Raw genomic sequence first — 15265 nt, forward strand, 5'->3', positions numbered from 1 at the left:
CACCGCATTAATCGCCTTGTGCACGCCCCACAGGTAAGACTGGTGGGAGACAATGTTCCCAACGGCGTATTCACTTCCCGCGAAGCATTAACCATGGCCGAAGAACAAGGTCTTGACCTTGTGGAAATTGCCGCTACTGCAAGTCCGCCTGTTTGCCGCATTATTGACTACAACAAATTTCTCTACGACAAAAAGCGGAAGGAAAAAGAGATGAAAGCCAAAGCCGTGAAAAGCGTGCTGAAGGAAATCCGCTTCACTTCCAATACCGATGAACATGATTTTGAGTTTAAAACCCGTCATGCTGAAAGGTTTCTACAGGAAGGTGCCAAAGTGAAGGCGTATGTGCAATTTCGCGGCAGAAACATTCTTTTTCAAGGAACGTGGAGAGTTGCTGCTGCTCAAATTTGTAGAGCGGCTAACGGAAGTAGGCACCCTGGAGCAACTTCCTAAGCTGGAAGGCAACCGGATGTCTATCCTCATCAACCCTAAATCACAAAAGGGAAAGTAAGCACGATTCCATTTAATAAGGTTTGGAAAAATTTGTAAAACTGTCGGCCCGGCGTTGATTATCTAAAAACTTTTCCAAACCTATTCCTGATGCCCTCTTAAAGTATTGTGCTACCTGACTTCCAAAAGCATTTTTAAGGAATATTTGCAGATTTTTTCCTTGTGAAGAGAATATTACTATCTTTGCCGTCCCTAATTTTGCAGTAATGCCTAAAATGAAGACAAATTCCAGTGCCAAAAAGCGATTTAAGCTTACAGGTACCGGAAAAGTAAAACGTAAGAAAGCTTTCAAGCGCCATATTCTCACCAAGAAGGCTCATGACAGGAAGAAGCAACTCGGAAAATCCGGATTGGTTGATTCTACCAATATGGGTAACGTGAAGAAAATGCTCCTTATCTGACTTTTTTTAAAAAATTGAAACATGCCCCGTTCAGTAAATAGTGTTGCCTCCCGCGCCCGCCGTAAGCGGATGTTTGCCCAGGCAAAAGGATATTTCGGTAAAAGGAAAAACGTAACCTCTGTAGCCAAGAATGCCGTTGAAAAATCAATGGTGTATGCTTATCAGGGAAGAAAGCAGAAAAAACGCGATTACCGTGCACTTTGGATTGCCCGCATTAATGCAGCTATTCGTGAAGAAGGAATGAGCTATTCCGTATTCATCTCTAAGTTGAAAAACGGCAATGTGATGCTCAACCGTAAAACCCTTGCTGATCTGGCCATGAATGATATGCCTGCGTTTAAGGCGATTGTGGCTTCCGTGAAATAGTATTTCCTTTTATCCTTCCCGCAAGGAAATGGATTCTTAATAAAGAAGTAAATCCGCTCTCATTTTTGGGAGCGGATTTTTTTATGATAGAACTAATGAGAAATCTATTGTATGCATTGGGTTCTTCAATGACAGGCGTAACTATGATTGAAACGAAAACCGGCTATGTCACCCGGTATAAACATATTCGCGAAAGAAGAATTTTCGCATAAAAGAAGCACCATATAGAAAAGTTGAATTTTCAATCTATACATTTAGCATAGTAACGGAGGTGGCTTGAAACCGTCGCTATTTTTCACTTGCCTGGCAAAAGGTTTTAAAGTGAAGCTCCTCCGGAATACTGAAATTCGTATGGGTGATCACCCTGATTGTAAATAATATCGAAAAAAAGTACATTGCATTCCCCCCAAAAACGTGCGGCGTCAGCACATTAATCACCGACAAAAAAAATGAAACCTCTTTTTACAATTCTGGTAGGCGTGCTCCTTGCAGGTGCTGCTTTTTCACAGGGCACCTGGACCGCTATTACCGCTTTAGCGCCTCACTCGAGCGGTGGCGGAATGCTGTTACTTTCTGATGGAACTGTTTTGGTAAAATCAACATCAGGAGGCACGGATGGCATCGGCAGCACCTACGATAAACTAACACCGAACAGTAGTGGAAGTTATATCAACGGTACCTGGTCGTCCATTGCGTCCATGGCGAAGACACGTCTTTATTATTCCTCACAAGTGCTTAAGGATGGCCGTGTGTATGTTGCCGGTGGTGAATATGGTACAGGAGGTTCTTCGGGTGAAGTATATAACCCTTTAACCAATACCTGGACCAGTACGCCGGCGCCCGGATCAACGGTAAGTGATGCCAATTCGGAAATTCTTGAAGATGGAAGAATTCTTCAGGCTTTGGTTTCCGGTAGTTTAACCGGAACAAAAATTTATGATCCTGTTTCCAATACTTACATCACAGGACCTACTGCACTCGGAATTCATAATGAGTCGGCATGGGTTAAATTACCTGATAACAGCATATTGTATGTAAACAGACTCAACACCAGTTCAGAAAGATATATACCTGCCACCAACACATGGATTGCAGATGCAACCGTTCCTGTTCAATTGTATGATGCTTTTGGTGATGAAACCGGTGGCGCATTACTTTTACCTGATGGACGCGCGCTCTTTCTCGGCTCCGCCGGACACAATGCATATTATACTCCATCCGGAAGCACAACTCCGGGAACATGGCTGGCTGCTCCCGATTTCCCCAATGCTAAGGGAACGCCCGATGCTCCTGCCGCCATGATGGTGAATGGAAAAGTGTTGTGTAATGCTTCGCCGGTTCCCACTTCATCCAATCATTTTCCAACCCCAACCACCTTTTATGAATTCGATCCCACCACTAATATTTTTACCGCCATCAATGCTCCGGGTGGTGGTGCAACTTTAAATGTTTCCACTTATGTAACCTGCTTCCTCAATTTGCCGGATGGCAATATTCTTTATTCAAAACAGGGTTCCAATCAGTATTATGTTTACGTGTCTGATGGTTCACCGATAGCCGCAGGAAAACCGGTTGTCAGCAACATAGTCCAAACCGGTACGAATACGTATAAAATTACAGGTACCCAGTTTAATGGTATTTCGCAGGGTTCCACTTATGGCGATGACTGGCAGATGAATACTAATTATCCAATTATACGTCTCACTTCCGGCACCAACGTTTACTATGCACGCACCTCTAACTGGAACAGCACAGGCGTAAGAAGAGGAACCGCAGCCGACACGGCCACATTCACCATTCCCTCAGGCCTGGCCAATGTTCCGTATTCATTGTATGTAGTTGCGAATGGTATTGCTTCTGATGCGTTTCCATTCTCACTTTCTCCAACTGCCGGTGTTACCATTGCAATAACCTCCGGCTCAAATCCATCATGTGATGGTTCATCTGTAACGTTTACGGCTACAAGCATTAATGGTGGTACCCTACCTGCTTATCAATGGAAAGTAAATGGCACTGATGCCGGCACTAACAGTTCAGTTTATTCTACATCAACTCTAACCAATGGACAAATCGTAACCTGTGTGATGACGTCGAATCTCGCAGGTGTTTTAGGAAACCCTGCTACCTCAACAGGCATTACCATGGTTATTAATGCTCCTTCACCGGCAAGCGTAAGTATTGCTGCCAGCACAACTACCATTTGTTCAGGAACTGCTGTTACGTTCACTGCCACTCCAACCAATGGTGGATCCTCACCATCTTATCAATGGAAAGTTGACGGCGTGAATGCAGGTACAAACAGTTCAACGTTTGTAACATCCACTTTAACCAACGGACAAGTAGTTACGTGCGATATGATATCTAATTCAACCTGCGTAACATCATCAATTGCAACATCCAATGCTGTTGCTATAACAGTTAGCACCAACAGTACTCCATCTGTAACTATTGCCGCAACTTCCACTCTCGTATGTGCCGGAACACAGGTAACATTTACTGCAACACCGGTTAATGCAGGTCTCACACCTGTCTATCAATGGAAAGTGGATGGTGTTAACAGTGGAACGAATAGCCCAACCTATTCAAGCACCAGTCTCTCTAATGGTCAGGTTGTATCCTGTGTTTTAAATTCAAGTTCTGTTTGTGCGGTAACTGCATCACTTGGCACAGGAACAAATACGAATGCAACTAACAGCGATTTAGGTGCAGCTTATCCGACTTACTATGGAAACGGAAGACAGCAATATCTGATCAAAGCGTCTGAACTTACAGCACTCGGATTGATTGCCGGCAATATTACTGCTGTTGGATTTAAAATTAATGGTACCACAGGAGATCCTGCTACACTGTTTGGCTACACTATCAAAATGGCTGCAACAAGTGTAACTGCATTAACAAGTACGTTCCAGTCACCAACCTTTACAACCGTCTTCGGCCCTTCAAATTATGCTCCTGTACTGAATACAGTAAACACGCATTCCTTTTCAACACCCTTTTCCTGGAATGGCACTTCAAATATCTTAGTGGAGATTTGTTTCTCTAACCAGGTTACAGGAACTATCGCTTATCAATCTTACCAGACTACCAGTTCTTTCGTTTCAACCACCTATTATCAGGCCGATGGAAGCGGTGGTGCAGCAGCCTGTTCACAAGCAACAGGACCCGGAACCGGTTCAGTAAGACCTAATATGACCTTCACTGCTGCTGCAGCATTAACTGCAACATCAAATGGAATAACAATGACCATAAATCCATTGCCTGTAGTTACAGCGGACAATGTGAGTGGTTGTCCCGGAAATTCCATTGCTTTATCAGGAACACCTGCCGGTGGAACGTGGAGTGTTGCAAATCCTTATACCGGAACCAGCACAACTTACACACATACTTTTACTGATGGTAACGGATGCGCCAATACAAGCGCTGCTGCAAACATCACTGTTGCTCCTCCTGTAGTTTCATTCAGTGGTTTAGCAGCAAGCTACAACATCGGTGCTGCTCCGGTTACATTAACTGGTTCACCTGCGGGTGGAATTTTCAGTGGAACAGGTATTTCCGGAAATACTTTCAGTCCCGCAATTGCGGGATTAGGTGGCCCGTACACCATCACCTATTTCTATGATAATGGAAATGGTTGCAGCAATACTGCTTCACAACAAACTACGGTTACCAATTGCACCATACCTGTAACCCCTGGAACCATCACCGGTCAATTGTCAGGAGTTTGTTCTTCCACAAAATCTTATTCCATTGCCGCAGTTGCTGGTGCAACAAGCTATACCTGGTCGGTTCCTGCAGGAGCATCCATAAGCAGCGGACAAGGAACAGTAAACCTCAGTGCATCTTTTACAAGTAGTTTCAGCAGCGGAAATATTTCTGTAGTTGCAGGTAATACCTGTGGAAACAGTGGTGCATCAGCCATTACAGTGGCAGGAGTTCCGGCGCAACCCGGAACCATAACAGGGCCTGTTTCTGTATGTCACAATCAAAGTAATATTGTTTATTCCATTGCTGCGGTAACAGGTGCCACTTCTTATACGTGGACTGTTCCGGCAGGAACTACCATCAGAACCGGTCAGGGTACAACCAGTATTAAAGTCCGTTTCGGAAATTCAGCGGGCAATGTTACTGTTACTCCTGTTAATGCATGCGGTTCTGGAACAATAAAATCTGTTGCAGTTGCAATGCCTTGTCGTGATGAGAGTATTGATATCTCAGAAACTATTTTGGATCTGAATGTTTTTCCCAATCCCTTTACTGACAAAACAACCGTAACATTTATGCCTTCTCAGGACGAAGATGCTGCTATCAGTATTTATGATATCACCGGAAAAGAACTGTTGGTACTGTTCGATGGGAAAGCCAATGGTGACGAAACGTATACTTTAACTTTTGATGGAAGCAGCTTTCCGCAGGGAATTTATTTCCTGAGACTTGAAACAAGTAACGGAGAAAACTTTGTTAAGAAGTTGATGCTGCATCGATAAAATTTTCCTTTGTTTTGAAAAAATCCTCCGGCTTTTTCGGGGGATTTTTTTTGAGCGGTAGTTAGCAATAACCAAGCAACAACTGTTGTTGGAACAAAGAGCAGCCATGGATTTTATCAGAAGTCAGCAGAGGTCATAATAATCCGGTCACGAACTGCTCCCGAATCAACAGGAATATAATACACAGTAATGCTCATTCCTTTTTACGCGGATTTCCGAAAAGGATCTGTGGGTCAATGCTTATGATTTACGAATAATGTTTCATGCTATTGAAATACAAAAACAAAGATATTTGGCAGCATGTGCTTCTGTCAGAACTAACAGTCACAGCAACTGATGAATTCTTTACTGCTTGAAAATCTTTTCGCAGATAGAAATATTGGTTGATTGAATTAACAGAAAATAGCATCCAGGCCTTAAATTTTGTCCAAGCTTGATGGATGATTGATTTATAATTTCATTGGTAAAGGATTCAACTAATTGCCCTGTTGAGTTATAAACCTGAAAAGAGATCTCGCCTTTCCCGGTAGGTTGAATGGATACATTGAAATCATTTGCTGAAGGGTTGGGATAAACACTCACCTGAATTTCTTTGGGCAATAAGTACTGAGATGCAGAGAGCGTCAATCCATCACCTGATGAATGAATGATATTGCCATTAATTCCCACTACCCAGATATCACCGCTCTCAGAAACATGAATGGAGGAAGGTTGGATATTCGGAGCACACGATTGAACAGTCCATGAATTTCCACCATCGGTTGTGAGACTTACACCTTGATAGAGACCGGTTGTCCAACCCGTATCAGCACTTGTAAAGAATACATCAGTAAATGGTTCACCGATGAATTGTGAGGACCAGCTTTGGCCACCATCCGTAGTGTGCAGCAATGTCCCGGTTCCAACGGCCCATGCTTCAGCGGGAGAAATACATTGTACACTTAAAAGGTCAATGCCTGAATTACTGTTTTGAGTCGAATAAGAAATGCCTCCGTTTTCAGTAAATAAAATTGTTCCGGCAGATCCAACTGCCCATCCGGTGTTTTCGTTTGCAAAAGATATCGAGGAGAGATTCATCTGGCTGTTTGTTGGCTGCACATTCCAATTCGTGCCACCGTCAACTGTATGAATAATAGTTCCGTTATCACCTGAAGCCCAACCGTGAAGCGCATCCACGAAAAAAACTGAAGTAAGAAATTCAGAAGTGCCACTTGATGCTGTTGTCCATGTATTACCGGTATTGTTAGTATGCAGGATTTTATCAGGCAGAGCACCAACTGCCCACGCTTCGGTTGCGCTTACAGCAAATACACCGTTAAGATCTGCAATGGTTCCACTGCTTTGCGTTGACCAAATTGTTCCGCCGTTTTCAGTATGCAGGATGGCGCCTTCTGAACCAACAGTCCAACCGTATGCTGCATCATAAAAATGAACGGACTTTAATGATGCATTCGATACAGTGCTCACTTTATTGATCAGGGTATTGCCGCTATCGGTCGTATTGAGCACCGCAGCATTTCCTACCAGCCAGCCATTTGATGCGTCAGAAAAATGGACTGCGCTCACACTGTTGGTCAGCGTTTGCGAAGTCCATGTTACTCCACCATCCGTAGTGCGCATAAACAAATCTCCTCCCACAGTCCAACCCATCAGTTCGTTGATGAAGCAAACGGATTGCAGAAAAAGACAACAGCTTCCTGTTTGTGAAGCCCAGGTATTTCCACCATCTGATGTATGAATAATTCCGGGTACGCCTGCCATCCAGGCTTCATTATCATTGATGGCTGAAATGGCCAACAGGTTTTCAGATACGCTGCTCTCCTGTGGTGTCCAGGTTAAGCCACCGCTGGTTGTGTGGTAGATAGTGCCGAAGAAACTGGATATCCAACCATTCAATGCACTCGTGAAATGAATGCTGAATCCGGAAGTAATGTTGCTTTGCACAAGCCAGGTATTGCCACCATTTACAGTATGTAGCACACCATTATTCTCTAATGCCCAACCTTCATTTTGATTGATAAAGCTGATAGAAATAATCTCCGCTGTCACACCACTGTTTTGAGGGATCCAGTTTGTACCGCCGTCTGTGGTATGCAGGATGGTTCCATTTCCGCCAGCTATCCATCCTTCCACAGAACTCACAAATTGTATAGCATCAAGTGATACACAGGTATTGCTGTTTTGAAATGACCATGAATTTCCGGCATCGGTAGTATGTAAAATTGTTCCTGTATTTCCGGTGATCCATCCTTGTGATGCAGATTCAAAAAATACCGCATTCCAGTAGCTGCCATCCGGCAAAGGATTTTGCCATTGCCATTGTGCAGAAGCAGTAAAGGACAAAAACAGGATAATGAAAAGGATTGGACAACTGACCCGTAACTTATTTTTCATCTTTAAAATTTTTATCAAGTTACGGATCGTGAGGATTGCCTTTACAGATCCGGAAATTGCCCTTGCGGTGCTGGTTTGTCTGATGCAGATTGCCAGATATTATTTTTCGTTGATTCAACAATTCAATATTGCCTAAGTTCAAGTAGTAAATGCAACACAATGTGACCAAGAATTGGTTGGCGAACCAACCAATTCAAAAGTTGAGAGATTCAACTTTGTGTTGCGATAAACAAATTCAAACAGCTCAACCCGGAGCAAAGGTATCAAATTGAAGCGCTGCTTAAAAGGCAGGCACTAATCAAGCGACATCAAAATCTGAATATCCTTTTTATCATTCGGTCAAAAATAAATTTCAGAATTTCCTTTTTGGATAAATCCGTTTTTGTAAGTACAAATGTTCAAAATCCGGGCGAACGGGAGGATGTTGTTGAGTAAGTTAATGGAAAAAGAAAAACAAAGAAGGGCCATTGAAAATGTGATTAGATTTTTCATATGAAATAGAATTTTGTAAATGTTGGCAATAAGAATATGTAAGGATGTGGTTGAGTAAATTTGGTTGAGAACTACCAATTGAAGTGGTTTTTTCAAACCTGCTTGCATCAATCATAATTGTTACTTTAGGTTTCGCTTTTTTGAAGCGTAAGAAACGAAAACAACTAATTTAAAACTGATATGGGAAAATTAGCAAAAGTAAAAACGACAGAAAACTCATCGAGTGTAGAAGATTTTATTAATGATGTGAAAGACGAACAAAAGCGAGAAGACAGTTTTCGTTTACTCAAATTAATGAAAAGGACAAGCAAGGAAGAACCCAAAATGTGGGGCAGTTCAATTATTGGTTTTGGAAAGGAAATAATAAAAAGCCCTGCAAGCGGTCGGGAAGTTGAATGGTTCAAAATTGGTTTTTCTCCCCGTAAAGCGAACCTCACCATTTACCTCATGAATCTCAGGATTCATGCTGCCGCTCTGAAAAAATTAGGTAAGCATAAGCCTGCCGTTGGTTGCTTATACATCAATAAGCTGGACGACATTGACATCAAGATTCTGGAAGAAATGATGGTAACTACAATAAAAGGAAATCGAAAAAATGAATAATTTTATCATCGCTTCTACAAACTATTGTGCAGCCTTGAAATAGTTGTGCTTCGTGGACATAGCAGCACTACAACTAACAAAACGATAAATGTCCCAATCAATCTCTCCACCATGCAATCCAGAATTATTTTTCTCCTTACATTTCTTCTAAGTGTCACCTCCGTACGTGCACAAATAGTAAATCAGCAGGTAAACTTTGACTATTACCTTGATGCAACCAACAATGATTTTAAAAATCATTTCAGTGGCGGTTATGGGTTGTCGCAAATACAAACCAATGGCATCACAGGTGGTTGTTTAACGGTTCCTGATTCCATCTCCTGGGGAAATGACAATGCAATTTATTGCACGCGTTTTAAGCCACTTGCAGGCGATACGCTTGTTGCTGCTGTCGGTTTTAAATATGATTCTGCGCTGGTTCATCCCGGCAGTTATCAGCGCGCTCTTTCCGTTTGGTTAAAGCCACAGGCGGATTTCAACCATTATGTGATTGCATCTGTTTCGGGAGATAAAAAAATTGAGTTGCTTACGTATTCCTGGTCCAACAATCCATATCCATTGCTTGCTTTGCACAGCAATCACTGGTATCACTATGTGCTGACGGTGATCTTTATTAATTCATTGCAAGTAAAAATAAAAGCGGAAGTATTTGATCTTGGAATGAACGGTTCAGCGACTCCATCACTGGTGAATTCAAGCAGCGGAACTGTTAATGATGAGGTGCTGGCAATGGACACTTCCATCCAGGTTTCCATTTCTGCGGCAACGTATGGAGGCACTACTTACCTCGATGATTTTTCTTTTTACGGAAGGAAAGGTTTTTCAGATTGCATAGATATTGCAACTGGCATTTCAAAAAGTCCAACTTCGGAAGTACCACTTATTTATCCTGTTCCCGCAAAAGATGAAATACATATTAACAGGGATAACTTGCAAGGAGAGGATATTCATGCAACACTCTTTTCGGTAGCAGGAATAATAGTATCTGACATTTATCTAACCGGTACTCAAAATTCCATTGATGTGCATAGATTACCTCCCGGAAGTTATTATCTGCGCTGCATTTCCGCGCAGCGCACTTATTCCTATCCGGTTGTAATTGTAAAGTAAACAGAGAAATGGTTTGTCACTTTTTTTAACCTGGCTCATTCTAAAGTTATGCTGCCGGATGAATGGTGATAAAATAAATTTCGATGATGATGATGCGGAGAATTAGTTATTATTTTGGATGTAACAGGATTCATGATATGAACTTAATCATACAGCAACCATTCCACTAAAAATAAATTATGAAAACCACAACCATTCTGAAGCAACTATTAACACCTGTAATCATTGTTCTTTTTTCCATTTCGGTTTTTGCACAAGACGATCCTGCCAATCGGCCCAGTCCTCCGGCGACGGCTACGGGAAAAGTTGGCGTAGCAACCATCACCATTAATTATGGAAGTCCATCAGTGAAAGAGCGAAAGATTTGGGGTGAGTTAGTACCTTATGGAAAAGTGTGGCGTTCCGGCGCAAACGAAGCCACCACCTTTGAAACAGATAAAGACATTAAAGTGGAAGGAAAAGTGCTGCCTGCAGGCAAGTATGGATTTTTCACTATTCCCGGGGAAAAAGAATGGGTGGTGATTTTCAACAAAGTGCCTGATCAGTGGGGCGCTTTTAAATATGATGAATCACAGGATGCATTGCGTGTAACCGTAAAACCACGCAAATCAGAAAAGAGCAATGAACGTCTTCTTTATACTGTAAATGATAAGGGCATCGCATTATTCTGGGAAAACCTGGAAGTGCCGGTTGCGATTCAAAGCAGGTAAGAATTTATATTAATTGGATTCAGTAGTTGCCTGATGGTAAACTATTCTCCGGCTTCGCCGCAACCATTTAACCATTTAACCATTTAACCATTCAACCATTCAACCATTCAACTTTTCACCTCCCCAACCTCGCAATCAACACCGCTGCCCGTTTCGCATCAATAGCTAAATAATTCAGGTTCGCAGTTTCATTAGAAGTATGTCCACCTGTTCCTGCAATACCTAATCCATCAAGCGCCATTTGCACGTAATCGCAGGCAAAAGAAATATCGGCAGCACCGGCATTGCGCGGCGGGACTGCGTTAACAACGCCAAACCCTAAATCAACACTCACCTTGCTATATTCCTCCAACAACTTTTTATTTCCATCTGTTAAAGTCATTGGCGGATAACCATCATCGCCAAAATCTATGGTTGCGGAAGTGTGCGGATAATTTTGTTGGATGATGTCAGACATTATTTGCCGCGATTTCTTCAACTGCTCAGTAGAAACAGCACGCAAATCACCTCGTACTATCACATCGCCTGACACAATATTATTTTTCCCGAATGCAGTGGCTGTATTTGTTTTTTCATCGAATGAAACTTCCGAACCTCCTGCAATGATGCCCGGATTGAATGTCAGGTTTTCCTCTTTGCTGAGTGCTTCATAAAATGAATGCAGAATCCGTGCTGCTTCAAAGATGGCGCCGCTGCCCACGGCCTCAGTAAATATTTGTGATGAATGTGCAGGTGTGCCTTTTACCGTCAGTGTCCATTCTGAAGAACCTCTTCTCGATACCAATGCGCTATTCGGAAGGCCGTCTCCGTCTTCAAAACCCAATGCAATATCAGCTCTTAGTGCGGCGTCTTTAATTTCTTTTTTTGACAATGCAATCGGATCACCATTCAGCTCTTCATCGCCGGTCATGACGATTTCAATCGAAAGATCATCCAGCAATCCTGCATCATTAAGTGCCTGCATGGCAAGAATAATAATCACATCACCACCTTTCATGTCAGAAGCGCCAGGACCCTGCAGGATTGAATCGTTCAGCATGGTTCCCGTTTGAAATGTATTGTCTGATTCAAACACTGTATCGAGATGGCCAATCAGCAGAAATTTTTTTCCTTTTCCTTTTCCTTTATGAACTGCTATTAAATGTCCTGCACGATTGAATGCATCTCCCGACGACCACCTGGTTTCAAAACCAAGTTTTTTCAATTCTTCCATAAACAGCTCGCCCACTTTCCGTACGCCGTCAAAATTCATCGTGCCGCTGTTGATGTTCACTGCATTTTTTAAAAGGGTTAGCGCGTCAGCGGTTCTGCTGTCAACTGACTTGCAAATTTTCCGTTCCTGTGCTGATGATTGTGCCGCTATACCATCAGGCAACAGCAACGCTGTGAAAAGGAGCAATGGTTTTATATGTTTCATGCGAGGGTAATGTTGGAATGGAAAATACCATTTTTTCAGAGGGATACATCACATTGATTTTTTTAAAAGATTTATTTAATAAATTTATGAAGATTTCAACCAACAAAATAATTTTTGGCTGAGCTCCAATTCTTCATGATTTAATTCCTGTCGTATGAAAAAAAATAGTTGGCTCCTGCTCTTGCTTTTAATTCCGGCATTTACCAATGCACAAAAGACTACTGTCGACGCAAACTGGAATGCTGAAGCAGGACCGATTCTCTCGGTACCTATACGTTACATGCATTATTTTACAGTCTTTGGAATAGGGGCAGATGTTGCCGCTAACAGGGGCATTATTGACCGGCTTTACGGAGGTGGACGGATGAACTACACTTACTTCTTTGGAAAGGGAAGCATTGAAGGTGAAGACTACAACCTCGGCTTGTTCAATGCGATGGCCGATGTCTATTACCTCTTTGATTTTAAAATGCTGCTTGGCTTTAGCGGTGGCCTGGGACTTACATTTAATACCGGCGTTTCTGATGCCAACTTTTCAAGAGTTTTTTATGCAGGATATCTTTTTAATACTCAGCATCACGACTATGTGATAACAGCTTTCTTTGATCAGACTAATTATCAGAAAAATATTGGAATAAGAGCCTGTATCAGATTACCTGTCTCCTCTATATTTGCAGGTAAGAAAAAGGAATAAACGGATCATTGCGTTTATCAGTGCAAGTCTGAATTTACAATATGAGCACTATAGATCGGTGCCGCTCTTCGTTTTTAAGTGAACAATCATCTAATGTTTTATTGTCCTCGTGTGTGTCTTCACACACGAAAATCTTTCCTGAAGCCAACGTGTGAGAAGTCACACACGCTGGCTTCATTTGTTTCCTGTTCGCAAATAGGGAATTCAAAAACGAATATCCCTTAACCATAAGGAACATGAATTGAATCATATTAGAAGATAATTTTTCACCCTGGAATTTCTTTTACCAATAACAACTTGGATATTGTCCATTCCAAACAAAATAGGCCACCAACCGAAACAGCTAATCCCTTTTGCAACCTGACCTCAGACAAATACTTGCCATAGCATGCATCATGTTTTTCAGTGGAATGGAGCTCGGTAATAATATCTTGTATATTTTCGAACGGGCTGGTTACTCCCAATAAAAAAACCCTTCCCGGCTTAACAGGAAGGGTTCAAACACAAGTAAAAAAAAGGAATTATTAAAAACTCTTTTTCCGTTTAATGAATCTGTTGTTATTACCATTTCCCTGTCCGGCATTGAAAGGGCGGTTCTTCTTGAATCCTTTGTTGAAGGGCTTGCGGGGCGGAATATAACCCATCGGACGTTGCGGTGCCGCTGCAACAGGATTATCAAGCATAATATTTTTATCGAGTTGCAACAAACCTCCGGAAATCAGTTCAAGGTCCTGGCGAATAGATTCATCACTTACGGTTTCTTTGTTCCAGTTGGCGTACACAAGTTTCATGTAATTGGCCACCACGTGCGCAAGACCCCGACGCTTATCTTCATCCATGTCTTTTGCCTTTGCCACCAGCGTTTCCAGGTTCTTGCCATAGTGACGGTGACGGATTTTATGTTTTGGATAAGGAAGAGGAGTATCTGATTTCACCACGATAGAGGTGCGTTCAGGAAACGGATAAGGTGAATCCACGACCAGTTTAAAATCGCTGATCATGATCAGGTGATCCCAAAGCTTGTGTTTGTATTCTTCGATGCTTTTAAATGCAGGGCTTGCCTGACTCATGAGTTCGATGATCACTTTAGCCGTGGCATTCCGCTGTTCGCGGTCTTCAATTTTGGCGGCTTCCCGGGCCATGTTCTGTATAATACGTCCATATTCGCTGATCAACAGCTTGGGACGTTGTGTGTTGTATTGCATTCAAAAAATTTAAGGAGAGCGGCAAATGTAGGTTTTATTTCGGAAATGTGGAATTTGAGTAGCTTATCAGGAGTCAGTTTGTTTACCTGACCTGATCCATTTTCTGCCATAGATCCACAGTGGAATGGTGGCAGTAAAATGAAAGATCGTGACGGATGATCAATCAACATACGTTGTAAAATCAGCACCAAGTATTTTCCTGTACAGCAGTTCGATCTGGCTTTTCAAAATCCTGTCTTCAGAAAGGGTTGGAATATCGGCAATATCAAAATATTGAACATCCAGCACATCAAAGCCCTTTTCTATTTTAGATGAAATGACTGTGCAATAAAAAACCATTTTATAAATGTAAAAGGGTTGTGGCGGATGCGGATGCATTTTTTTGTCAAACACAGCGAGCAACTTTTCCGGAACGATATCCAGTCCTGTTTCCTCTTTAAATTCCCGGATGATATTTTCTTTCGGGCTGTAACCTACATCAGCCCAACCGCCCGGCAATGACCACCTGCCATCCAAACTTTCTTTTACCAACAATATTTTTTTATCCGGCGAAAGCACCATGCCCCTGATATCAACTTTTGCAGTGGGATAATCCTTAACCAAAGGAAAATATTCCTTTAAGCTATTGATATCTTGTCCGCTAACTTCGCTCATAAGCTGAAGGCTTATTTCCTTTAGTTCTGAATAGCGTTCTTTATCAAATTCATTATTGGAATAGAGCAGGCCTGTATCGGCAATGGCCTTTATCCGGTTAATGTGATCTGGGAGTCTGTTATCCATTCATTTAAACTGTCTGCTTGTTGTTATAGGGTCAGTTTTATTTTAAAGATAGAAAACAAAATAAAAGGCAAGATTGAAAATCGCTTGTTGAGCAAACTGGCT

11 protein-coding genes and 1 pseudogene are annotated in these 15265 nt (G+C 42.1%); 8 read left to right on the forward strand and 4 right to left on the reverse strand.

Features of this window, described 5'->3' with window-relative positions:
• The first annotated feature begins 6 nt into the window (after positions 1 to 6).
• The 4 genes and pseudogenes from IPO83_08285 (at position 7) to IPO83_08300 (ending at position 5758) form a co-directional block, all read left to right on the forward strand.
• Positions 7 to 508 (forward strand): annotated as a pseudogene (locus IPO83_08285) (translation initiation factor IF-3).
• Positions 509 to 713: 205 nt separating this feature from the next.
• On the forward strand, positions 714 to 908 hold the full coding sequence (rpmI, locus tag IPO83_08290) for a 50S ribosomal protein L35 (GenBank protein MBK9731270.1): 195 nt from the start codon (positions 714 to 716) through the stop codon (positions 906 to 908).
• A 21-nt stretch (positions 909 to 929) separates the two neighbouring features.
• Positions 930 to 1274 (forward strand): 50S ribosomal protein L20, encoded by a 345-nt coding sequence (rplT, locus tag IPO83_08295; GenBank protein MBK9731271.1) that lies wholly within the window; start codon positions 930 to 932, stop codon positions 1272 to 1274.
• Positions 1275 to 1723: 449 nt separating this feature from the next.
• Positions 1724 to 5758, forward strand: coding sequence for a T9SS type A sorting domain-containing protein (locus IPO83_08300; GenBank protein MBK9731272.1), 4035 nt, complete (start codon positions 1724 to 1726; stop codon positions 5756 to 5758).
• Positions 5759 to 6103: 345 nt separating this feature from the next.
• Here IPO83_08300 and IPO83_08305 read toward each other — a convergent pair whose 3' ends face one another.
• On the reverse strand, positions 6104 to 8152 hold the full coding sequence (locus IPO83_08305; protein ID MBK9731273.1) for a T9SS type A sorting domain-containing protein: 2049 nt from the start codon (positions 8150 to 8152) through the stop codon (positions 6104 to 6106).
• A 672-nt stretch (positions 8153 to 8824) separates the two neighbouring features.
• Here IPO83_08305 and IPO83_08310 point away from each other — a divergent pair.
• The 3 genes from IPO83_08310 to IPO83_08320 all read left to right on the forward strand — a co-directional run bounded on the left by IPO83_08310 (position 8825) and on the right by IPO83_08320 (position 11067).
• Complete coding sequence (locus IPO83_08310; GenBank protein ID MBK9731274.1) at positions 8825 to 9247, forward strand: DUF1801 domain-containing protein; 423 nt, start codon at positions 8825 to 8827, stop codon at positions 9245 to 9247.
• Between the two features lie 111 nt (positions 9248 to 9358).
• Positions 9359 to 10357 carry a T9SS type A sorting domain-containing protein gene (locus tag IPO83_08315; protein ID MBK9731275.1) on the forward strand — a complete coding sequence of 333 codons (999 nt, stop codon included), beginning with the start codon at positions 9359 to 9361 and terminating at the stop codon, positions 10355 to 10357.
• Positions 10358 to 10536: 179 nt separating this feature from the next.
• Positions 10537 to 11067, forward strand: coding sequence for a DUF2911 domain-containing protein (locus tag IPO83_08320; protein ID MBK9731276.1), 531 nt, complete (start codon positions 10537 to 10539; stop codon positions 11065 to 11067).
• A gap of 115 nt (positions 11068 to 11182) precedes the next feature.
• Here IPO83_08320 and IPO83_08325 read toward each other — a convergent pair whose 3' ends face one another.
• Positions 11183 to 12484 carry a M20/M25/M40 family metallo-hydrolase gene (locus IPO83_08325; protein ID MBK9731277.1) on the reverse strand — a complete coding sequence of 434 codons (1302 nt, stop codon included), beginning with the start codon at positions 12482 to 12484 and terminating at the stop codon, positions 11183 to 11185.
• A gap of 154 nt (positions 12485 to 12638) precedes the next feature.
• Here IPO83_08325 and IPO83_08330 point away from each other — a divergent pair, with 154 nt between their 5' ends.
• A complete protein-coding gene (locus tag IPO83_08330; protein ID MBK9731278.1) occupies positions 12639 to 13178 on the forward strand; it encodes a hypothetical protein in 540 nt (179 codons plus the stop codon).
• A 524-nt stretch (positions 13179 to 13702) separates the two neighbouring features.
• Here the strand turns inward: IPO83_08330 and IPO83_08335 are convergent.
• Both IPO83_08335 and IPO83_08340 read right to left on the reverse strand, forming a co-directional pair.
• Positions 13703 to 14383: a DUF4290 domain-containing protein gene (locus IPO83_08335; GenBank protein MBK9731279.1), complete on the reverse strand. Its 681-nt coding sequence runs from the start codon at positions 14381 to 14383 to the stop codon at positions 13703 to 13705.
• A 159-nt stretch (positions 14384 to 14542) separates the two neighbouring features.
• Positions 14543 to 15163, reverse strand: coding sequence for an NUDIX hydrolase (locus tag IPO83_08340; protein MBK9731280.1), 621 nt, complete (start codon positions 15161 to 15163; stop codon positions 14543 to 14545).
• Between the last annotated feature and the right edge of the window lie 102 nt (positions 15164 to 15265).

It is taken from the genome of Chitinophagaceae bacterium (assembly GCA_016717285.1).
In the GTDB taxonomy this organism is placed as follows: domain Bacteria; phylum Bacteroidota; class Bacteroidia; order Chitinophagales; family UBA10324; genus JACCZZ01.